23 protein-coding genes and 1 tRNA gene are annotated in these 20,949 nt (G+C 64.2%); 11 read left to right on the top strand and 13 right to left on the bottom strand.

Annotated elements, in window-relative coordinates; all coding sequences use genetic code 11:
• Positions 1–9: 9 nt before the first annotated feature.
• Positions 10–753 carry an SDR family oxidoreductase gene (locus tag VR863_RS13910; protein WP_324829064.1) on the bottom strand — a complete coding sequence of 248 codons (744 nt, stop codon included), beginning with the start codon at positions 751–753 and terminating at the stop codon, positions 10–12.
• On the bottom strand, positions 750–1,529 hold the full coding sequence (hisN, locus tag VR863_RS13905; RefSeq protein ID WP_324829063.1) for a histidinol-phosphatase: 780 nt from the start codon (positions 1,527–1,529) through the stop codon (positions 750–752). Before hisN ends, VR863_RS13910 begins: the two co-directional genes overlap by 4 nt.
• Positions 1,530–1,756: 227 nt before the next feature.
• On the opposite strand from hisN, the gene VR863_RS13900 reads away from it, so the two are divergent.
• On the top strand, positions 1,757–2,644 hold the full coding sequence (locus VR863_RS13900; RefSeq protein WP_324829062.1) for a helix-turn-helix domain-containing protein: 888 nt from the start codon (positions 1,757–1,759) through the stop codon (positions 2,642–2,644).
• Complete coding sequence (locus VR863_RS13895; protein WP_324829061.1) at positions 2,644–3,603, top strand: helix-turn-helix domain-containing protein; 960 nt, start codon at positions 2,644–2,646, stop codon at positions 3,601–3,603. Before VR863_RS13900 ends, VR863_RS13895 begins: the two co-directional genes overlap by 1 nt.
• Here VR863_RS13895 and VR863_RS13890 read toward each other — a convergent pair.
• Positions 3,584–4,519: a ribose-phosphate pyrophosphokinase gene (locus VR863_RS13890; RefSeq protein ID WP_324829060.1), complete on the bottom strand. Its 936-nt coding sequence runs from the start codon at positions 4,517–4,519 to the stop codon at positions 3,584–3,586. The two genes, VR863_RS13895 and VR863_RS13890, sit on opposite strands and share 20 nt — an antisense overlap.
• Positions 4,520–4,639: 120 nt before the next feature.
• Positions 4,640–5,614: a class II fructose-bisphosphatase gene (gene glpX / locus VR863_RS13885; RefSeq protein ID WP_324829059.1), complete on the bottom strand. Its 975-nt coding sequence runs from the start codon at positions 5,612–5,614 to the stop codon at positions 4,640–4,642.
• 97 nt (positions 5,615–5,711) lie between these two features.
• On the opposite strand from glpX, the gene VR863_RS13880 reads away from it, so the two are divergent.
• Together VR863_RS13880 and VR863_RS13875 are read left to right on the top strand one after the other, a co-directional pair.
• Entirely contained in the window at positions 5,712–6,146 is a 435-nt protein-coding gene (locus VR863_RS13880) for a hypothetical protein (RefSeq protein ID WP_324829058.1), read from the top strand.
• On the top strand, positions 6,143–6,754 hold the full coding sequence (locus VR863_RS13875) for a hypothetical protein (protein ID WP_324829057.1): 612 nt from the start codon (positions 6,143–6,145) through the stop codon (positions 6,752–6,754). The genes VR863_RS13880 and VR863_RS13875 overlap by 4 nt, the downstream gene beginning before the upstream one ends.
• Here the strand turns inward: VR863_RS13875 and VR863_RS13870 are convergent.
• The 3 genes from VR863_RS13870 to VR863_RS13860 all read right to left on the bottom strand — a co-directional run bounded on the left by VR863_RS13870 (position 6,708) and on the right by VR863_RS13860 (position 9,335).
• Positions 6,708–8,018, bottom strand: a complete 1,311-nt coding sequence (locus VR863_RS13870; protein WP_324829056.1) for a homoserine dehydrogenase — start codon at positions 8,016–8,018, stop codon at positions 6,708–6,710. The two genes, VR863_RS13875 and VR863_RS13870, sit on opposite strands and share 47 nt — an antisense overlap.
• Complete coding sequence (locus VR863_RS13865; RefSeq protein ID WP_324829055.1) at positions 8,011–8,430, bottom strand: acyl-CoA thioesterase; 420 nt, start codon at positions 8,428–8,430, stop codon at positions 8,011–8,013. Before VR863_RS13865 ends, VR863_RS13870 begins: the two co-directional genes overlap by 8 nt.
• 71 nt (positions 8,431–8,501) lie before the next feature.
• Positions 8,502–9,335: a hypothetical protein gene (locus VR863_RS13860; protein WP_324829054.1), complete on the bottom strand. Its 834-nt coding sequence runs from the start codon at positions 9,333–9,335 to the stop codon at positions 8,502–8,504.
• 371 nt (positions 9,336–9,706) lie between these two features.
• Here VR863_RS13860 and VR863_RS13855 point away from each other — a divergent pair, with 371 nt between their 5' ends.
• The 5 genes from VR863_RS13855 (at position 9,707) to VR863_RS13835 (ending at position 12,850) form a co-directional block, all read left to right on the top strand.
• Positions 9,707–10,372 (top strand): energy transducer TonB, encoded by a 666-nt coding sequence (locus tag VR863_RS13855; protein ID WP_324829053.1) that lies wholly within the window; start codon positions 9,707–9,709, stop codon positions 10,370–10,372.
• Between the two features lie 51 nt (positions 10,373–10,423).
• Positions 10,424–11,200, top strand: coding sequence for a MotA/TolQ/ExbB proton channel family protein (locus VR863_RS13850; RefSeq protein ID WP_324829052.1), 777 nt, complete (start codon positions 10,424–10,426; stop codon positions 11,198–11,200).
• Between the two features lie 84 nt (positions 11,201–11,284).
• On the top strand, positions 11,285–11,815 hold the full coding sequence (locus VR863_RS13845) for an ExbD/TolR family protein (RefSeq protein ID WP_324829051.1): 531 nt from the start codon (positions 11,285–11,287) through the stop codon (positions 11,813–11,815).
• A gap of 39 nt (positions 11,816–11,854) precedes the next feature.
• A complete protein-coding gene (locus VR863_RS13840) occupies positions 11,855–12,283 on the top strand; it encodes an ExbD/TolR family protein (RefSeq protein ID WP_324829050.1) in 429 nt (142 codons plus the stop codon).
• Positions 12,284–12,421: 138 nt separating this feature from the next.
• The gene (locus VR863_RS13835) at positions 12,422–12,850 is read left to right on the top strand and encodes an ExbD/TolR family protein (RefSeq protein ID WP_324829049.1); all 429 of its coding nucleotides are present in this window, start codon (positions 12,422–12,424) and stop codon (positions 12,848–12,850) included.
• Between the two features lie 150 nt (positions 12,851–13,000).
• Here the strand turns inward: VR863_RS13835 and VR863_RS13830 are convergent, their stop codons facing one another.
• Positions 13,001–15,481: a ligase-associated DNA damage response DEXH box helicase gene (locus tag VR863_RS13830; RefSeq protein ID WP_434784997.1), complete on the bottom strand. Its 2,481-nt coding sequence runs from the start codon at positions 15,479–15,481 to the stop codon at positions 13,001–13,003.
• Between the two features lie 84 nt (positions 15,482–15,565).
• Between VR863_RS13830 and speB the strand changes: the two genes are divergently transcribed.
• Complete coding sequence (speB, locus tag VR863_RS13825; protein WP_324829048.1) at positions 15,566–16,390, top strand: agmatinase; 825 nt, start codon at positions 15,566–15,568, stop codon at positions 16,388–16,390.
• Between the two features lie 10 nt (positions 16,391–16,400).
• Here the strand turns inward: speB and pgmG are convergent, their stop codons facing one another.
• The 3 genes from pgmG to VR863_RS13810 are packed head-to-tail and all read right to left on the bottom strand — an operon-like array spanning position 16,401 to position 18,924.
• On the bottom strand, positions 16,401–17,816 hold the full coding sequence (gene pgmG, locus VR863_RS13820; protein WP_324829047.1) for a phosphoglucomutase/phosphomannomutase PgmG: 1,416 nt from the start codon (positions 17,814–17,816) through the stop codon (positions 16,401–16,403).
• Complete coding sequence (locus VR863_RS13815; RefSeq protein WP_324829046.1) at positions 17,813–18,115, bottom strand: J domain-containing protein; 303 nt, start codon at positions 18,113–18,115, stop codon at positions 17,813–17,815. Before VR863_RS13815 ends, pgmG begins: the two co-directional genes overlap by 4 nt.
• Positions 18,112–18,924 carry a division plane positioning ATPase MipZ gene (locus VR863_RS13810; protein WP_324829045.1) on the bottom strand — a complete coding sequence of 271 codons (813 nt, stop codon included), beginning with the start codon at positions 18,922–18,924 and terminating at the stop codon, positions 18,112–18,114. The genes VR863_RS13815 and VR863_RS13810 overlap by 4 nt, the downstream gene beginning before the upstream one ends.
• A 214-nt stretch (positions 18,925–19,138) precedes the next feature.
• Here VR863_RS13810 and panC point away from each other — a divergent pair, with 214 nt between their 5' ends.
• Positions 19,139–19,984 (top strand): pantoate--beta-alanine ligase, encoded by an 846-nt coding sequence (gene panC, locus VR863_RS13805; RefSeq protein WP_324829287.1) that lies wholly within the window; start codon positions 19,139–19,141, stop codon positions 19,982–19,984.
• Between the two features lie 184 nt (positions 19,985–20,168).
• Here the strand turns inward: panC and VR863_RS13800 are convergent.
• Both VR863_RS13800 and VR863_RS13795 read right to left on the bottom strand, forming a co-directional pair.
• Positions 20,169–20,242, bottom strand: a tRNA-Gly gene (locus tag VR863_RS13800).
• An 87-nt stretch (positions 20,243–20,329) separates the two neighbouring features.
• Entirely contained in the window at positions 20,330–20,947 is a 618-nt protein-coding gene (locus VR863_RS13795; protein WP_324829044.1) for an OmpA family protein, read from the bottom strand.
• Positions 20,948–20,949 lie beyond the last annotated feature (2 nt).

The following is a 20,949-nucleotide window of genomic DNA, read 5'->3' as shown; positions in this document are numbered from 1 at the left end:
TTGCAAGGCTTAGAAATGGGTGAGGTACCCGCCGTCGACCGCCAGCGTCTGGCCGGTGATGTAGGCGGCTTCGGCCGATGCAAGGAATGCGACGGCTCCGGCAATCTCGTCCGGCTCGCCCCATCGGCCCAGCGACGTGCGGCGCCCGAGATACCCGGCAATCGCCGGATCGGCGACCATCGCGGCGTTCGCCTCGGTCGCGAAATAGCCCGGCGCGACGGCGTTGACGGTGATGCCGTCGGGTCCGAGTTCCGCTGCAAGCCCTCGGGTCAGAGCGGCCAACCCACCCTTCGATGCCGTATAGGCCACATCGCCCCGGGCAATCTCGGCAGCAATGGATGTGATGTTGACGATGCGCCCGTATCCGCGCTCGCGCATCAGCGGCACGGCCCGGCGCGCCAGATCGAAGGGCGCGACCAGATTGATGGCGAGCATGGCCTGCATGGCCGCCCGGTCGAGTTGCCCGAAACTGCGCCGGTCACGGTTTCCGACATTGTCGACGAGGATATCGAGCCCGCTCTCGCCCGCAATTTTCTGGAATGCAGCGCGCGTCGCTTCATCGTCGCCAATATCGAAGGCCAGCGCCTTTGCCCCCGCCCCGATTGCCTGTGCCGCCTGCGCCAGCGCGGTTTCATCGCGGCCATTCAGCCATACGGTCGCACCGCCAGCCGCCAGCCGTTTGGCAATCTCGAAACCAAGGCCCCGCGATGCACCCGTCACCAGAGCGACGCGGCCGGTCAGGTCGGCGCTCACGATGCCCCCATCGCTTCGAGCACATCCTCCAGCCGGGCCGGATCGCCAAGGGCGATCACGCGACCATCGCTGCCCGCATCCAGCGGGTTGCCCTGCCAGTCGCTCATGATGCCGCCGGCGCCTTCGACAACCGGAACAAGCGCGGCGTAATCGTAAAGCTGAAGCCCCGCCTCGACGACCAGGTCGATGTGACCGCTCGCCACCAGGGCATAATTGTAGCAATCGCCGCCATAAACGATCTTGCGTTCCGCCACCGATTTGGCGACCCCCATGAAGGCTTCCACATCGCCGCCGGTAAACTGATGCGGGGTTGTGGTGCCCAGCACCGCGTCGCCCAGATCGCGGCAGGGCGCGCAGCGGACCGGCTTGCCGTTCAAGGTCGTCACCTCGCCAACCGAACCCACCCAGCGTTCCTTGAGGATCGGCTGGTCGATCACACCCAACACCGGCCAACCATCCTGCAGCAGCGCCACCAGCGTGCCGAAGATCGGGCGACCCGCAATGAAGCTGGTCGTTCCGTCGATCGGGTCGAGCACCCATTGGCGCCCGGCGCCTTCGTTGCGTGTGCCGTATTCCTCGCCCACGATGCCGTCATGGGGCCGTTCGGCTTCGATGATCGCGCGCATCGCGGCTTCCGCTGCACGGTCCGCTTCGGTCACGAATGTGCGATCGGCCTTGCGTTCCTGGGCCCAGTCGCCGCGGAACAGCGGGCGGATGGCATTGCCCGCCGCTTCGGCAAGGCGATTGGCGAGATCGAGATCGGTTGAGCTGGTCATGGCTCTGCCCGCTATCAGGCGCGCAGCCCCAAAACTACGGGTAATTGCCACTTTCACCACTAGGGCAAAGATGTATAAACCCGACATTTAGCGTATCAACACCGTTCGGAGAGCAGGGGTTGGCTGCGGAAACGGGCTTCGCAAACGGATCAGCCGGGCTGGTCTCACATACCGGTCAAACGCGAGATGGGCAGCCCCTCGCGTTCAGCCATGCGTCCGCAGAAGACATGCAGCCCTGGTTCACCTGGTTCAGCGCCAGCCACACCACGATTCCCGATGGCGTCCAGATTGCCGATGGAATGTTCAACGACCATTCCTGTCTTCGCGTCCTGTTCGGCGGATTCTGGACGGCCATGACCGCGGACGGGCCGATGGAATTCGACCCCGGCGAACAGGGGATGACGCTCTATTTCGGACCGCACAGCAAGGTGATGCCCATCACGGTGCGCGGCGAATTCAAGGTCATCACGGTCCACCTTGCCCCCGGGGCGGGCAGCGTGATGGGGGGGCCGCGCCAGGTCGACATGATCGACCGGATAGTGGACCAGGACGAAAACGCCGGTCGCGGGCAATTCAGTTCGCGCTTCGATCCCGATGCCGGACCGCAGGAATGGCTGGCCGTGTTCGAACGGGAACTTGCCAAGTTCCTCGAAGTAAACCGGACAAGCCGCCCTGACGACCTCACCCTTGCATTCGAACAATGCACGCTGGTCGACCCGTCGTTCTCCCTCGCACGGTTCGCGGAAGAACAGGGTGTGGCGTCCCGTACGGTCGAGCGCACGATCCAGCGCGATTACGGCCTGTCGCCCAAGCAGGTCCAGCGGCGCGCCCGCGCGCTGGATCTTGTAGCCGCGCTGCTCGGTGTTGCGATGGAAGAAGAAGAGGCGGCCTTGCGGCTGCGCTATTTCGATCAATCGCACCAGAACCGCGAAATCCGCCATTTCTTCGACACCACACCAGGCAAGCTGGCTGCGGGCGCCCACCCCTTGCTGCGGTTGAGCCTTGAGACCAGGCAGGCGCGGCGCCTCGCGGCGATCGACGCAAAGCCGCTCGGCGCCCTTCCGCCGTGGCGCGATCCCGGCGCCGAACCCGCGCAAAAACAAGGCGAGGCCTGATGCCGGACGGCCGCGCGATCACTCCGGGAGCGGAAGACGAACCCGCCCTTCCCTTGTCCTTCAACAGGGCGCCCGCACCGGATCTCGATCCATGGGTGGGGCGCTTCATGGTGGCGCAATCGGCCGCTGGACCCGGTGGGCGCAACGCCGGCCTGCTGTGCAACGACACGTCGTATCTGCGAACAGCAATCGACGCGCACTGGACTGTCGAGACCGTCGACGGAAACGTCGAGATCTTCGACCGGTCGTTCCTGTGCGGACAGAACCGGGAGAGCATGCGCCTTCATTACACCGGGCCTGTCCGGGTGGCCGGAATCATGCTCAGGCCGGGCGTGATGCACGCGCTGTGGGGCATCGAGGATGCAGGCATGGTTCAGCGGGTTTGCCTGATGGGCGACCTGGGAATGGACGAGGACGGTTTGAATGCGCTTTACCGGCCCGGCATCGCGAGTGTTGAGTGGGTCGAGGCGCTGGAAAATTGGATGCGAAAGGCCGTGACGCGATTGGGGGCCAGGGAACCCGATCTCCTGTCGCGCCAGTTCGAAGTGGCGGCGTTTGCCGATCCCAACCGTCAGATGACCGATTTCGCGGAAGAACACGGCGTAACCCTGCGCACGTTGCAGCGCGTGGTGAAGCGCGATTTCGGAATGACGCCGAAACAGGTGATGCGTCGCGCCCGTGTGCTGGACCTCGCGTCCCGCCTGTGCGGGGTGGCCGATGAAGACGAAGACGACATCCTCTTGCGCTTCTTCGACCAGTCGCACCGGATCCGCGAATTCCAGGCCTTCTTCAAGATGACGCCGCAGGTGTTTCGCCGCAACCGGCACGGATTGCTGACGCTCAGCCTGGAAATTCGCCAGGCGCGACGGCTGGAAATGCTGGACAGGATAGCGCCCGGAGCGGTTCGCCCGTGGATGCGCAAGCCGTTCGTCCCGGCGGTCAGTCGAACAGCGAGCTGACCGAGCTTTCGTCTGCGATCCGCCGGACAGCTTCGCCGATCAGGGGCGCGATCGCCAGAATACGGATACGGTCGGAATCCTGCGACGCATCGGTGGCGCGGATCGTATCGGTGATGACCAGTTCCTTCAGCGCCGAACCGTCCACGCGGGCCACCGCCCCACCCGACAGGACGCCGTGCGTGATGTAGGCCGCGACAGAGCTTGCGCCCTGATCCAGCAACGCCTGCGCCGCGTTGCACAGCGTACCGCCCGAATCGATGATATCGTCGATCAGGATGCAATGCCGACCCTGCACATCGCCGATGATGTTCATCACTTCGCTTTCGCCTGGGCGATCGCGGCGCTTGTCGACAATGGCCAGGGGCGCGTTGTCGAGACGTTTGGCAAGCGCGCGCGCGCGCACCACGCCGCCGACATCGGGGCTGACCACCATCAGGTCCTGGTCGCCATACCGCGCCTGGATATCCGCGGCCATGACCGGCGCGGCGTACAAATTGTCGGTCGGAATATCGAAGAAGCCCTGGATCTGGCCGGCGTGCAGATCGACCGACAAGACGCGATCCGCGCCCGCTTCGGTGATGAGGTTCGCGACGAGTTTCGCCGAAATCGGGGTGCGCGGGCCGGGTTTGCGATCCTGCCGGGCGTAACCGAAATACGGCACCACGGCGGTTATGCGGCGCGCCGATGCGCGGCGCAGCGCGTCGATGCAGATCAGCAGTTCCATGAGATTGTCGTTCGCGGGATAGCTCGTCGACTGGACGACGAACACGTCTTCACCGCGGACGTTTTCATGGATTTCGACGAAGATTTCCTCGTCCGCGAAGCGGCGCACCTGCGCGTCCACCAGCGGCATCTCGAGATAGGCTGCGATCGCACGGGCGAGCGGCAGGTTCGAGTTGGCGGCCATGATCTTCATACGACGAATCCCCGTTAAAGGCTGTGCGCCCCGCCTAGCCGAGCGTCATCGAAACGCAACAGTGCGGCGCGGCTTTTGCCTCGACTTTCGTCGGCCATTCCGCCGCGCAGGCCCGGCCATTTACTTGGCGCGATGTTCACCCTTGACCCAGCGCACGGTGCCGCTGCTGGCGCGCATCACAACGCTCTCGGTCGTCATGCGGCCGCCACGCAGATATTTCACGCCTTCGAGCAACGAGCCCGAAGTCACGCCGGTCGCGGCAAAGATGCAGTCGCCCTTCACCAGATCGTCGCGGGTGTAGATGCGGTCGAGATCCTCGATACCCCACTTATAGGCACGCGACTTTTCATCTTCGGTGCGGAACACGAGCCGGCCGTTGAACTGGCCGCCAACGCATCGCAGGGCAGCCGCGGCAAGCACGCCTTCGGGCGCGCCGCCTTGACCCATGTACATGTCGATCGTGGTGTCTTCGTCGGTCACCGCAATCACGCCGGCCACATCGCCATCGCCGATCAGGACGACGCCGCAACCGATGCCGCGCAATTCGGCAATCAGGGCTGCATGGCGCGGGCGGTCGAGCACGCAGACGATGATATCGCCCGGCGCAACACCCTTGGCCTTCGCCACGGCCTCGACATTCTGGGTCGGGGTCTTGGCAAGATCGATCACGCCTTCGGGATAGCCCGGGCCAACCGCCAGCTTGTCCATGTAGACGTCGGGGGCGTTCAGCAGGCAGCCTTCTTCCGCTGCCGCGAGGACGGCCAACGCGTTGGGGCCGGCCTTTGCCGTGATGGTCGTGCCCTCGAGCGGGTCGAGCGCGATGTCGATCTTGGGGCCCTTGCCGGGTGCGCCGCCGACCTTTTCACCGATATACAGCATCGGGGCTTCGTCGCGCTCGCCCTCGCCGATCACCACGGTGCCGTCCATGTAGAGCGTGTCGAACGTGCGGCGCATGGCTTCCACGGCGGCAGCGTCGGCGGCCTTTTCGTCGCCGCGGCCGATCAGCTTCGACGCCGCAATCGCGGCAGCTTCGGTCACACGGACCATTTCCATGACAAGAACGCGGTCAAGGGGGTTGTCGGCGGGCGAGTTCATAAGCGGTTCAGTCCCATAACGGTGAAGCAGCCCTGCCGCATATGCGCGCCGACGCTGCGAATTCGTATGCACGGGCCGATAGACAGGGAGCGTTGGATTGTCGAGACGACTGCGAAGGATTGCGCCGCTGGTGGTGCTGGTTGCCCCCTTCGCGCCTGCCTCTGCCCAATCTTCCGGGGATGGCGCCAATTTCGAGCCCCCGCCAGAGGACGACGACTTCTGCCGACGCAAACAGGAAGCGGCCCTTATTTCTGGCGAGATTGTCGTTTGCGGTGACCGCGAGCAGAACGATTCCCACCGGCTATCCCCGCCCGCTGAGGCCCGTTCTCGTTATGCCGAAGAAACGCAGACCGAGGGATTGGCGCTTGCGCCGGACTTTGCCCCACCGCCATGCCAGCCGAGCCTGTTGACCTGGTGCCCCACGTTCGGCGGCGCCTCGCAGGCCGCCTATCTCATCGATTTCGCCACGCTGCCCGATGCGCCGACGGGGTCGGACGCCGACCGCATCGCGCGCGGAGAATTGGCCGAATGATCCGCAACCTTCTCGTGATTGGCGCACTGGCCGCGCTGCACTCGCACGGTTTGGCGCAGGATACAGCGCAAGGCGTTGCACAAGGTCAGCCTGAGAGGATCGACATTCTCGTGCCGCACGACACAGGCGAGGGGCCTCTGGAAGATTGCAGCGAAGAACAGGAAAACGCCTCGCTCTCCGGCGAAATCATCGTGTGCCGGCGGCGGGCGGACACCGCGCAGTACGGGTATGACAAGGAACGGGCGGAGCGGCGCTACGCCCGCGAAACGATGAACAAGGGCGATTTGCGCACCCCCGACGTCGCTGGGCCGGGAATATTTCGGGGACCGGCCACGGTCAGCGGCATTTGCGGGATCGGGTTGAACAAATGCCCGCCCCCACCGGCCTACATGATCGATTTCGCCGCGCTGCCCGAAGCACCGCCCGGATCCGACGCGGACCGCATTTCACGCGGGTTGCCGCCGCTGGGCCGGGACGCGGCGACCCCGCGCCCACGGCTGACCCCGCGCGAACAGGCGTTGGGCCTGCCTCCCGCAGAACCCGCCGCAGAGGCGCAAGCGGTCAATCCTTCAGGATCGGCATCACCAGAGGCGGAGCCGTCAGGCTAGGCGAACCGTCGAGCAGGGCGAGCGCCTGCGTAACGCAGCGTTCGGGCCCTTCGTGGGTGACCATGGCCACCTGTACCTCGCCGCCGTCGTGGTCGCGGCCACGCTGGATCAGGCTTTCTATCGAAACGCCCGCGTCGCGCATGGCGGCCGTGATTTCAGCCAGCACACCGGGACGGTCGGCCACGGTAAACCGGATATAGTCGCGCCCTTCACGTTCGCCCGGATCGCCCGCGATCGGCTTTTCGAGCGTGGCGACCGGAACGGAGAAAGGCGCGCCTGCCTGTCCGCGTGCGAAATCGATCAGATCGGCAACCACCGCGCTTGCCGTGGGCCGGTCGCCCGCACCAGCGCCCTGGAACAGCAGCCGACCGGAAAAATCGCCTTCTGCGACAACCGCATTCGTCGGGCCGGTTACTGCGGCCAGCGGGTGCCGGAATGGCACCAGGCAGGGCCGCACGCGCTGCATCAGGTGATGGCTGCCATCCTCCCGATCATCCAGCGTGGCGATGCCGACCAGACGCACAACATATCCCAGCGCATCGGCCTGGGCGATGTCGGTTGCGCTGACCTGGGTGATCCCTTCGGTGTGCACAGCGCCGAAATCGATCCGGGTGCCGAACCCGATCGCGGCAAGGATCGCCAGCTTGTGCGCGGCATCCACCCCTTCGATGTCGAAGGAGGGGTCGGCCTCGGCGAACCCCTTTTCCTGCGCTGCGACCAGCATCGTGTCGAAGTCGGCCCCGGTGCGCTCCATCTCGGAGAGGATGTAATTGCAGGTCCCGTTGAGAATGCCGTAGATCCGCGTCAGGGCGTTGGCCGCGGTTCCTTCGCGCAGGCCCTTCACGACCGGGATGCCGCCGGCCACCGCGGCTTCGAACGCAAACGGGGCGTTCCTGATCGCGGCCAGTTCGGCCAGTTCCATTCCGTGATGGGCCACCATTGCCTTGTTGGCAGTGACGAAGCCCTTGCCCGCATCCAGCGCGGTGCGCGCCAGCGTCAACGCCGGACCGTCGGACCCGCCGACCAGTTCGACAACCACATCGACATCGGCCCGCGTGGCCATCGCCTGCATGTCGTCGACCCAGAAATAGGGTGACAGATCGACGCCGCGATCCTTGGCCCGGTCACGCGCGTTGACGGCGACGATCTCGATCGCCCGGCCCGCGCGCCTTTCGACCATGTCGCGGTTGGTTTCGAGCAGGCGGATAACACCGGTACCGACCGTGCCCAGACCGGCCAGCGCAATGCGCAAGGGTTCAGCCATGGGCCGTCTCCCCGGTTGCCGGAAAGCCGAAGGCGTTGCGGACCGCGTCGGGGATGCGTTCCGGCTTGCCGCTCGGCAGATCGACATGAACTGCAACGAGGACGATTTCCGCCCGCAGCGAACCATCGTCGGCCCCGTGCAGGGTGATTCGTTTCTCCACGCTGGAATTGCCCACCCGGGTCACGCTCAGTCGCCCTTCGACCAGTTCGTCCATCCTTATCGGGGCCAGGTAATCCACCTCGGCACGGCGGACGTGGAACTCCATGTCCTGCGGCATGCCGTGGGCCCGCCGGTCACGGTAGTATTCCGTTACCAGGATGTCGGCGTATTCAAGATAACGCGAATTGAAGACGACCGATTGCGGATCGACCTCGGCATAGCGCACGCGAAAGGTGTAGCTGAATGGCTCCATGCCGCGCGGGTTAGCGCACGGTGCGGGCACAGGGGAAACAGTTTGTCTTGGCGCACGCCAAGACCAGACTGTCAGCCGCGCGTCCGCGTGCAGGGGCCGAGCGCCTCCATGACGAAGGCATAGTCACGCGCAGCCAAGGCCTTCGTCCGCGGTTCGCGGGACAGGTTGGCATCGCCTGGCAACTGCGCGGGGAGGAAACACGCCAGCCTGTACCATTCAAGTGTATCGCGCTGTGGGGGCCGCGCCGCCTGATCGACGATCTCGGTCCACGACACACCCCATCGCGGGGCCTGGTTGGGCCGGCGCACGACAGTGACCGAAACCGGCCCATCATTGGCCGTGCCAAGAAACAGCTGGGTTTCCGATTCGCCGACCAGCGTTCCCTCGACCGCCAGGGCATCGCGCACTCCGGTCACCCTGGGCGGCGCATCGGCGGAAAGAAGATCGGCCAGGATCGGACGAAGGCGCTGTTCGAAGGCCGGATCGAAGGCGATCATGGCATCGGGCCGCACCAGCTGCAATTCGCCGGGCCGCCCGGCGACGGTGCGGGCGAAGAGCACGAAATCCTGCTTCTTCAACTTTGGCGCCTTGCCCTTCGCGGTCAGCGGAACGTCCACCAGATAGCGCAGCGATTCGCCAACCGGCACGTCGCCCGAGATAAGCGCGCTCGTCCGCGCCTGGATGAACAGGCGGACATGGCCAGGGGCAAGCCCGGGCGAACGCTCAGGCTCGACAGCCACCTGGTCGCGCACGGTCACGCGAAGAACCAGGGGCGCCGCATCGGCCAGGTCGGCCATGTCGGCATAGGTAAGCTGCGCCGCGGGCGCCGGCTGCGCCATGGCGTTCGCGGCGGTGAAGGTAGCCGCGGCGAATGCGGCAACGGCAAAGCTGGTCTTGAGGCGCATGAAAAGTCTCCGTGCCTGGCCCGGGGGAGCCACGCTTTAGTGATTCGCGCAACGCGACGTGGGGCGCAACGGTTGTACCATTGCCTTCCAAGCAAACCACTGAATCGGCGGTTAACCGATAAAGCGTTTGCGGTGACACTACATCGTAGCTAAAGCCACGAGCCGGGCCCAAGCCATGATACAATGTTGCTTGGGGGAGAGGTCTAGGGGTTTCTTTCGGGAACTTCAGGTCTCCTGCATCGTCGTAGCATCAGGGTTATGGCGATGTTCGAAATTTAAAACGAGGCTGCGGGTCGTGACATCCTGACCGTGTCCCGCGCCGCCTCCCGATCCCGATCCAACCGGGACGACCGATGGAGTGAAGCGACCGAATGGCATATGCTGACCAACAGATGAGTGGCAATCGCGTCATTGCGATCATCATTGTTGCCCTCGTCCATATCGCGCTCGGTTATGCCCTCGTCACCGGACTTGCCTACGAAGCGGCAAGCAAGGTGATCGAGCGCGTGACCACGATTGATATCGAGGAGCCACCTCCGCCTGAAGAGCCGGAAGACGAACCGCCGCCGCCGGAGCCTGATAACGCACCGCCGCCGCCGGTGGCACCGCCGCCGCCGATTAACATCGCGCCGGCACCGCCTCCGATCCGCACCCAGTCGACGATTCCCCCGCCGTCACCGCCGGCGCTGCGGATTCCGCCCCCCGCGCCACCGGCACCGCCGCCGCCGCCCGCCGTGTCCAAGGCACGCGGAGCGTCGCCGAAGGGTCAGGCTGGTTGGGCTCGCCGTATCCAGTCGAACTATCCCCGTCGCGCCGAGCGTGAAGGAACCGAAGGTTCGGTGGGTGTGAATGTCACTATTAGCCCCGATGGGCGCGTATCGGCCTGTTCGGTCACGCGTTCCAGCGGATCGTCCGATCTCGATAGTGCAGCCTGCGACGGCATGACCCGCTATGCGCGGTTCGACCCGGCCCTCGACACTGCCGGCAACGCGATCTCGGACAGCTATTCGACTACGATCGTTTACCAGCTCAACTAAACAAGGACCGCCCCAGGGCGGCCGGAAAATTACTCAAGAGGACCACTCGCTATGACTTTTGAAATCCTTGCAGCAGCCGCGGATGCGGCCCCGCAGAGTTCCTTCGGCTTCATGGAAGCAATGGAGCAGGGCGGCATCATCGCATGGTCGATCTTCACCGTGCTCGTCATCATGTCGGTAGGATCGTTCTACATCCTGTTCACCAAGCTGTTCGAACAGCGCAAGGTGATGAACCAGTACAACGCTGTCCGCAGCTCGTTCTGGAAGGCCGGCAGCCTCAAGGAAGGCGCCACCAAGCTCGAAAAGAACAGCGCATGGCGCCAGCTCGTCGACGATGCCCTCTCGGCTGAAGACCAGCACTCCAAGATGACCGACAAGATGGAAGCTCACGACTGGCTGCACGGTTCGCTCGCTCGTTCGGAAGATTCGATCAATTCGAAGCTCGCCGGCGGCCTGCCGTTCCTCGCAACGGTCGGCGCTACCGCACCGTTCGTCGGCCTGCTCGGTACGGTTATCGGTATCTACCGCGCCCTGATCAACATCGGCATCGCCGGTTCGGCATCGATCGACAAGGTCGCTGGCCCGGTCGGTGAAGCACTGATCATGACCGCCATCGGCCTGCTCGTCGCAGTTCCCGCGGTGTTCGCCTACAACTGGCTCCAGGGCCGCAACAAGCGGATCGCCGAAATGCTCAGCGCATTCTCGACCGACCTGCTGGCGAACATCAACTCGAACGGCGCCGTGAAGCCGGTTGCAACTGTCGCTGCAGCGCCGAAGCCGGCCGCTCGTCCCGCGACCGCCGCACCGACGACCACGATCAAGAAGTAATCGATGATCGCGAGAGGGTTGCTCCGGCTGCCCTCTCGCAATCTTTCATCGAACCCAAGAATTTCGAACGATAGGATTTGAACCATGGCGATTTCGACAGGAGGAGGCGGTTCTGCGCCTATGTCGGACATCAACACCACACCTCTCGTGGACGTGATGCTGGTGCTCCTCATCATCTTCCTTATCGCGGTTCCGGTCGCGATCCAGACGATCGAAAAGCTCGAGATTCCGGTCTTCGAATCGGTTGAATCGAAGGACAAGGTCGAGAATCTTCTCCTGACCGTCAGCACCACCGACGCTTCCGGCCGCAGTGCCGGCGAGCCCGGCTTCGAAGGTGCTGCTCGCAACGGCCAGTGCAGGGTTTACTTCAACAACCTTACGCCGGTGAGCTCGGAAGAACTCTACGACCAAGCCTTCGAACGTCTCGATGCGATCGTGCAGCGTGCAGGTGGTCCTGAAGCCATCATGGAAGACCCGGACAAGATCCCGCAGGTGCACATTCGCGGCGACGTGAATGCACCGTGGTCTTGCGTCGCAGGCGCAATCTACAACGTACAGGCCGCTGGTTATCCGACCGTGGGCTTCATCTCGAACCCGGTCGACCCCAACGGTTGACGGCCGGTTTCAGCAGAGCAGATTAGGGAGTAACCCAGAATGGCAATGTCAGGCGGCAAGGATGATGGCGCGCCGATGATGGAAATGAACATGACGCCGTTGATCGACGTCCTGCTCGTTCTTCTCATCATGTTCATCATCACCATCCCGGTCGCGACCCACTCGGTCGACATCGACCTGCCTCAGCCGAATCCCACCCCGCCCGACGTTTTCGTCGAGCCGGAGAAGAACAAGCTGGTGCTGACTGCAGGGGACGAAATCCTCTGGAACGGCAGCGCAATCGACCAGGGCCAGCTCGTTACGCTGCTTCAGGAATCGACCGCGATGGCAGTAGAACCCGAGCTGCAGTTCGAACCCGAACCGCTTTCGAGCTACGACCTTGCAGCCAAGGTGCTGCAGATCATCAAGGCCAGCGGCGTCACGAAGTTCGGCTTCGTCGGCAACGAACGGTACCGCACCTTCAGCTAGGTTTGCCGGTTACGGCACCCAGCCAACAAACATCGGAAAGGGGCGGAGCGATCCGCCCCTTTCTTTTTGTCACACCCTGCCCCCAAGGTCCCGGCTTCTTCACCGGGCTCCATGCCTTTGCGGTAAAACGGGCCGGCCATGCCCTACACCGCCCGTCGGCAAGCCCATTCGGCCATGCCCATGTCGGAAATGAACATCACCCCGCTGATCGACGTGATGCTCGTGCTTCTCATCATGTTCATCATCGTGATCCCGATGGCGGTCCACACCTTGGCAATCCCGCTGCCTACGAGCGAAGGTCGCTTCGAGACTCAGGCTGTCAACACCGTCCATATCGACGCACGCGACCAGCTGTATTGGAACGGGCAATCGCTTGACCGGCAGGAGCTGCTCAACCAGCTCGCCAGCGCAGCTACCATGCCCAGCCGCCCGTTGATCCGCTTCGAACCCGATGCGCTGGCCAGCTATGAAAGGTCGGCCAGCACGATCGCCCTGATCAAGGATTCGGGGGTTGAGACCTTCGCCTTCGTCGGTAACGAGAAATACCGCGCTTTCCGTGTCGATTAAATTCGCACGGCGAGGCAGGCCGCTCCGCTCGACATTACTGGCAGCGCCAGATGCCAAACTTTAACGGCCAGATCCTGCTGGGGTGGTGTGCCAACCGTTCGAAGCGATGCCCTGGCGCATTGACTGGAAACAATCGGAACCAGAAGCGCATCAGTCATCGGATTCGGCGGACTGATCCAGCCGCATTGCCGCGCCGGAAAGGCTCTCCGCCTCGAGCAGCAGTTCGTCGTCGACCGAACCCTGCGGTGTCGCCTCGCGGCCGATCATCACCATGACCGGCACGGCGAGCGGGCTGACCCGGTCCAGTTCGACATGGAACAGCTGGTCCGCCGACCGGTCGAGCAGATCGCCCAATCGCCCCACATCGGTCATGCGCGTGCGCGCGTCCGCCCACGCCGCCTCCAGCAACACATGATCTGGTTCGTATTTGCGCAGCACCTCGTAAATCAAGTCGGTCGAGAACGTGACCTGTTTACCCGTCTTGCGCTTGCCGGGGTGTTGGCGTTCCACCAGTCCCCCGATCACCGCTACTTCGCGAAAGGCACGACGCAACAGATGTGAATTCTGCACCCATTCGATGAATTCATCCTGCAGGATATCGGGTGAAAGCAGGGGCGCCGGATCGACGACCGGTTTCAGCCCCCAAACCGCGAGGCTGTAATCATTGGCCACGAACCCGCCCGGCATGAGGCCGCGATCTTCCATCCGCCGGGTTATCAGCATCCCCAGGCTCTGGTTCGCATTCCAGCCTTCGAAGGTGTAATAGACGCTGTAGAACCGCTTGGCGTGGGGGAAGCTTTCGACCAGCAATTGCCCGGGCCCCGGCATCCGGCTGCGCCAGTCCTGCACCTCCAGCCATTCGCGCACATCGTCGGGGAAACGGGCCCACCCCGCCCGGTCGACCAGCATTTCACGCACCCGTTCGGCCAGATGCGTGGTCAAGGGCATCCGCGCGCCGCCATAGCTGGGGATCATGGCGCTGGCCTTGGCGGCCTTCACCACCACTTCCATGTCCTGAAGCTTGATCACTTCCAGGCTCATGCCGGCAAAGGCAAAGGTGTCGCCCGGACTGAGCGATGCGGCAAAGCGTTCCTCCACCTTGCCCAAATTGCGCCCACCCCGCCCGCGGCCCGCGTTGATACGCACATCGAGCATTTCGGAATCGATGATGATGCCCGCGTTCAGGCGGTGCCGCGCCGCCTGTTCCGGGTGGGTCAGGCGCCACACACCAGCCCTGTCGCGCACGATCCGCCTGAACTTGTCATACGCCTGGAGCGCGTATCCCCCCGTAGCCACGAAGGCGAGGACGCGCTGCCACACATCCTCGTCCACCCAGGCATAGGCCAGGCTGGCGCGCACTTCGGCCAGCAACGCCGTTTCCTCGAACGGGGCGGCGCACGCGCAGGCCATGACATGTTGAGCCAGAACATCGAGGCCGCCGGGCCGGAAGTCCTCGCCGTCGCGCTGTCCTGCGTCCACTGCATCCTTGGCCGCGGTGGCTTCGAGAAACTCGAACCGGTTTCCCGGAACCAGCAAGGCACGGCTGGGCTGGTCGAGCCTGTGATTGGCGCGGCCGATGCGCTGCAACAGGCGGCTCGATCCCTTTGGCGCGCCCATCTGCACCACCAGGTCGATGTCGCCCCAATCGACGCCGAGATCGAGGCTGGCCGTCGCCACCAGCGCACGCAGTTCGCCGCGCGCCATCGCTCCTTCCACCTTGCGCCGTGCCTCTTTCGACAGCGAGCCGTGGTGGATGCCGATCGGTAGCTTGTCCTCGTTCACATCCCACAGGTTCTGGAAGATGTATTCGGCAAGGAACCGTGTGTTGGTGAAGATCAACGATGTCCGGTTGTGGCGGATCTGTTCGTAGAGCTGCGGGATGGCCCAGGTCGCAGCGTGCCCGCCCCACGGAACGCGTTCTTCGACGGGAAGCAGGATTTCCACTTCGGCAGGCGCGCCCGCCTCGCCTTCGACCAGTTCGACCGCGTCGATATCGCCCCACGGGGCCAACCATTCCCGGAAACTGGCCGGGCTGGCGACCGTGGCGGACAGGGCAACCCGTTGCATGTCGGGCGCAATCGCCTGCAGACGGGAAAGCGCCAGCGCCAGCAAGTCGCCCCGCTTGCCCGTGGCAAAGGCATGGATTTCGTCGATCACGATGCGCTTCAGATTGGCGAACATCTCGAAACTGTCGGGATAGGACAGCAGGAGCGACAGGCTTTCCGGCGTGGTGAGCAGGACGTGCGGCGGACGGATACGCTGGCGCTTCTTGCGGTCGGACGGGGTGTCGCCGCTGCGGGTTTCCACCCGGATCGGCAGGCCCATCTCCTCCACCGGCGTGACAAGGTTGCGCTGCACGTCATGCGCCAGGGCCTTGAGCGGCGAAACGTAGAGCGTGTGCAGACCGTCCGGTGCCTCCGCACCGTTCAAACGCGACGGCGTGAAATCCGCCAACGTGGGCAGAAACCCCGCCAGCGTCTTGCCCGCACCGGTATCGGCAACCAGCAGGGCGTGCTGGCCGGCATCGCTGGCCGCCAGCATATCCGACTGGTGCCGCCGCACGCGCCACCCGCGACTGGCAAACCAATCGGTAATCTCGGGAGGGATGGAGGCGGGCGGGATCATGGTCATGCTATGCCATGTCCAGCGAATGAGGCGAGCCTTACGTTCCTCAGCGCCCGCACAATCCCCGCCCCTTGCGCCCCTGCACGGGCCATGCGACTGGACGGCATGGCGATTACCCTGCTCGGCATCCCGCACGACTGCAATTCAAGCTTCCTTGCGGGCGCGGCGAAGGCACCGGAAGAGGTGCGGGTTGCGCTGGTATCCGATTCGGCGAACATGTTCTGCGAAAGCGGCCACGATCTCGCCGATCCTGAACTGTTTCGCAGTGTGGGGGACGTTCCGCTCGCGCATATGGAAGGCCAGGTGGCCTACGATGCCATACACAAGGCTGTTGGCGAACATTTGACTGGCGGCGGGCAGGTCATCGGCATCGGCGGAGACCATTCGGTCACCTATCCCGCGGCCATGGCGCATACAGAGCATCTGGGCAGGCTATCCATCCTGCATTTTGACGCACACCCTGACCTGTACGACAATTTCGAAGGCAATCCTTTCAGCCACGCGAGCCCCTTCGCCCGCCTGATGGAGAGCGGCAGGATAGACCGACTGGTCCAGATCGGTATCCGCACCCTGAACGACCACCAGCGCGAACAGGCCGCCCGCTACGGCGTGGAGCAGCACGAGATGCGCGACCTGTCGGGGATCGGGCAGATCGCATTTTCCGGACCGGTCTATGTTTCGGTCGATCTGGATGCGCTGGACCCGGCCTATGCGCCGGGCGTCTCGCATCACGAACCGGGCGGGATGAGCGTACGCCGGATCATCGACTGCATTCACCAAATTGGCGGCAAGGTGATCGGCGGCGATATCGTCGAATACAACCCGGTGCGGGACATCAACGGGATGACCGCAAGGGTCGCGGCCAAGCTGGTGAAGGAACTGGCGGGCAGGATGATAGACGACAACCGCTCGTAAGCGCGCTGCCCTAGTGGCCCACGCTTTCGCCCCGTTCCAGACCGCTTAGCGACAGCTGTTCGTCGATCTGGGCCACGAGGCGGGCAAGCCCTTCCTCGCTTTCGCTTTCCGCACGGGCAACCAGCACATCCTGCGTGTTCGAAGCGCGCAGCAGCCACCATCCGTCATCGTTGGTGACGCGCACACCATCGGTCGTGTCGGCTACGGCGTCGCTCGCGGCGATGCGTGCCGCAATCTCCTCGATCGCCGCGAACTTGCGGCTTTCGTCGACCTGAAAGCGCATTTCAGGCGTGTTGATCATCGCCGGCATCGAACCGCGCAACTGCGTGACCGATTTGCCCAGCCGGGCCGACGCCGCGATCAACCGGACGCCAGCGTAAAGCGCGTCGTCGAACCCGTAGTAATCGTCTGCGAAGAAAACATGCCCGCTCATCTCGCCTGCCAGCGGCGAGGAAGTTTCCTTCATTTTGGACTTTATCAGCGAGTGGCCCGTCTTCCACATCAGCGGCTTGCCGCCGAACGCCGCCACCTGGTCGAACAAGGCGCGACTGGCCTTCACATCGGCGATGATCGTGGCGCCGGCAAAGCGGTCAGCCCGGTTCCTCAGAAGGTCTTCGGCATAGATCATCAGCAACTGGTCGCCCCAGATCACCCGGCCTTCGCCGTCGACCGCGCCGATGCGGTCCCCGTCACCATCGAAAGCCACACCGAAATCGAGCGACTTGTCGGCGACAAGCGTGCGCAGGTCCTCGAGATTGGCTTCCACAGTGGGGTCGGGATGATGATTGGGAAAATTGCCGTCAACTTCGGTATAAAGCAGATGATGTTCGCCCGGCAGGTGCGCCACCAGCTTTTCGAGCGCGGGTCCGGCGGCGCCGTTGCCCGCGTCCCAGCCAACCCGCATCGAAGCGAGCGTTCCGGCATCGATGCCGTCCAGCGCCGTCACGATCTTGGCGATGTAATCGTCCATGACATCGCGGGTTTCGACCGATCCGGTGCCATCCGCCCACTCGCCCGCAGCGCCTCTGCGCCCCAGTTCCAGAATGTCCGCCCCAAAGAACGGACGTCCCTGAAACACCATTTTGAAGCCGTTGTAGTTGGCGGGGTTGTGGCTGCCGGTTATCTGGATGCCGCCATCCACGTCATCGGCTGACGCTTCGGCGTAATACAGCATCGGGGTCGGCCCCATGCCGACGCGAACGACATCCATTCCCGAAGCGGTGAGACCTTCGATCAGCGCGTGCTCGAGCATCGGGGAAGATACGCGCCCGTCGTAACCCACCGCGACGCGCGATCCGCCCGCTTCACCCAGCATCGATCCGAAACCACGCCCAATGGCGCGGGCATCGTCCGCCCCCAGCGTTTCGCCGATAATGCCGCGAATGTCGTATTCGCGCAGGACGGTCGGGTCGAATTGGTGGCTCATTCGGGTCGCTCCGGTTTTTCGTGGGGCATGGTGTCGAGCAGAAGGTCCCGCGCGGCGTTCAGTTCCTGCATCGCGGTGTTCGTGCCGCCCTTATCGGGATGAATCATGGCGGTCATGCGGCGGTGCGCGTCGCGGATCTCGCGTGGGCTGGCCGCCGCCCCCACGCCGAGCAGCTTGCGCGCCTTTATCAGCGCCTGCGACCGGGTGTCGGGCGCGCCAAGATATTCCCACGGCCATTTGCCGAAGATCCAGCGGCACGCGACCGAGACGAGCAGCGCAATGGCGATCAAACGGATCATTCGGCCGCCTCCACTTCAAACGGCGCCGCGGGGCCGCCGGGAAGCCGCAGGCTGGCGATCAGCCCGCGCAGCTCCTGGCGCGCGACAAGATGGCTGGTGCCCAGGTCGCCCAGGTGCCCCTTGTCCAGCAAGGTAAGGCCTGACGGAAACAGTTCGCGGTAGATCACCCGTTCGGACAGCCCCTTGGCCACGCGGAAACCGACACGCTTCGACATTTCGGCCAGCGCCTGTTCGATGCGGGCCATATTCCGCGCCTCGGTGTGGCCGGTGCGGTTTCGCACGACCACCCAGTCCATCTGGGTGCGGTTCTGTTCGATCTGGGAACGGCCGCGCTTGATCCGCGCCTCCCAGATCAGTTCCGCATAGAACGACAGTTTCTTCACCTTGAAGCTTTCGCCCTCGACCTGACCGATAAGGTCGAAATCGACGAAGCTGTCGTTCATCGGCGTAACCAGCGTATCGGCCGTCGTTGCGGCGTGGCGGGCCAGCGGGTCATCGCGGCCGGGCGTGTCGATCAGGACGAAGTCGGCGCCGTCGGCGCGTTCCGCCACGAAGTCTTCGAACGCGGCTTCGTCCATGTCTTCGGCCACGTGGCATTCGACGGTGGGCAGGTCGATCCCGCGGCGCTGCATCGTTTCCGCCCGGTTTTCGAAATAGCGGCACATGGTGCGCTGGCGATGGTCGAGATCGAAGGCAACGACGCGCGCGCCGCGAAACGCCAGCGCGGCGGCAACGTGCACCGCGGTCGTCGATTTACCCGTACCGCCTTTTTCGTTGGCGAAGACAATACGGTGCGCAGGAGTGGCCATCAGGTGTGTAATCTCGAAATCGGTGTTGGATGCGCCCTCCTATCCAAGCGCTCGCTTGTGGGCAACGCACGGCGTCTCAAAGCGCCGGGTTTTTCGTCTGACCGAGGCCGGGATTCGTGTGGGTGATTGCCGCCGCTGGCCAGCACAGATGCATGGGACTATGGAAAATTTGCGGCCCATTCGAGGGGGCACGCGGCAGCGCCGGAGCATGAAGTTGAAGACAGTCACCACGCTGGTCGAATTGCGCGAGCAGACCGATCTCCTGCGCGCGACCGGTACGCTCGCGCTGGTTCCGACCATGGGCGCGTTGCATAAGGGCCATCTGACGCTGATGCGCGAGGCGCGCGCAAGGGCCGATCATGTCGTTGCCTCGATCTTCGTGAACCCGCGCCAGTTCGGGCAGGGCGAAGACCTCGATGCCTATCCGCGCCAGCTGGCACGCGACAGCGAATTGCTGCAGGCAGAGGGCGTGTCGCTGCTGTGGGCGCCCGCTCCGGCGGAAGTCTACCCTGCCGGCTATGCCACGAACATTTCGGTAGCCGGGGTGAGCGATGGCCTGTGCGGCGCAGACCGGCCCGGCCATTTCGACGGGGTCGCCACGGTAGTGTGCAAGCTGTTCAACCAGGTGCGCCCCGACATGGCGTTCTTCGGCGAAAAGGACTGGCAGCAGCTAGCCGTTATTCGCCGCATGGCGCGCGACCTCGATCTCACCTTTCCTTCGGTGGATGCCATCCACGGCGTGGGCATCGTTCGCGAAGCCGACGGGCTGGCGATGAGCAGCCGCAACGCGTATCTTTCCCCGACCCAGCGATCCCAGGCAGCCGCACTGCCACAGGCGATGCAGGCCGCGATTGCGGCAATCGCCGCATCCACGCCGGCAGCCGAAGCCCTTGCCGCGCTGCGCGGGAAAATCCTGGCAGCCGGGTTCGACAGCGTGGATTATGCCGAGCTGCGTGACCGGGACAGCCTGGCCCCGCTCGACAGCGACAACGGCACGGCGCGGTTGTTCGTGGCGGCCAGGATCGGCGGAACACGGCTTATCGACAACATGCCCGTCTGACCGGCGTCCCCTGTGTGGGGGACTGTCCCGAAAATCGGCGCACCGGTAGGGAGCGCGGACCCGTCGGGACGATGGCCGGAAACGGCCGTTGCCTTCGCGGTCGCAAAGGGCCGGATACGCTTCCTGAATGGTTGCGTGTCCGGCTTTGCCTTTTGGCGGGCCCGGATTTTCGTAAGGATGGGGCTGGAGCGGGTAAGGGGAATCGAACCCCTCTAGCCAGCTTGGAAGGCTGGAGCATTACCACTATGCTATACCCGCGCTCGCGGAAGCTGCGCGTCCGTTGAACCGATGCGCCAATGCCACCACCGTGGCGCGCTCGTCAACACGGTTGAACGCCCTGATGGCCTAGTTGGGCGAACTTTCTTCTGCGGATATGGTTTCTGCCAGAGTTTCGGCAAGGGTCGCGTCCGTCGGATCGGCCTTGGGCGGGGCTTGCGCGGCATCGACCTCGATATCGACCCGGCGGTTTGCCGCCCTGCCCTTTTCGTCCGGCGTGCCGTCCGGCAGCGCGTTGGGGGCAACCGGGTTCTGTTCACCGAAGCCGATAATCGTGATGCGATCGACTGGAACGCCCAGCTCGACAAGGAAATCCCGCGCCGCTTCGGCCCGTGCGATCGATGCCCGCATATTGACGGCATCGCTTCCGCCCGCATCGGAATGGCCGCGCAGGATAATCTGGTTACCCGCCTGGACCTGGGGTGAGCCCGCAACGGTCGCCAGTTCGGCACGGGCGGCTTGCGTCAATTCGTTGCCTTCGGGAAAATCGATGCGCGCGGTCAGGCTGGCGGACTGTTCGGCCCTGGCCCCCGGTTCGGTCTGGAATTCGGGCCTGAAGATCGAGCGGGCCTCGCCGTCCTCGTCAGGTGTGGGCGCAGGCGGATCGCCCGCGCCGCCGCAACCCGACAGCGCTGCCGCGCCTGCCAGCAGGACTGCACCTGCAAACGGATACTTCCTCTTTCGCATGA

This window comes from Qipengyuania zhejiangensis, from assembly GCF_035607565.1.
Classification (GTDB): Bacteria; Pseudomonadota; Alphaproteobacteria; order Sphingomonadales; family Sphingomonadaceae; genus Qipengyuania; species Qipengyuania zhejiangensis.
The sequence above is the reverse complement of the archived record's forward strand: the minus strand, read 5'-3'. Positions and strand labels throughout refer to the sequence as shown.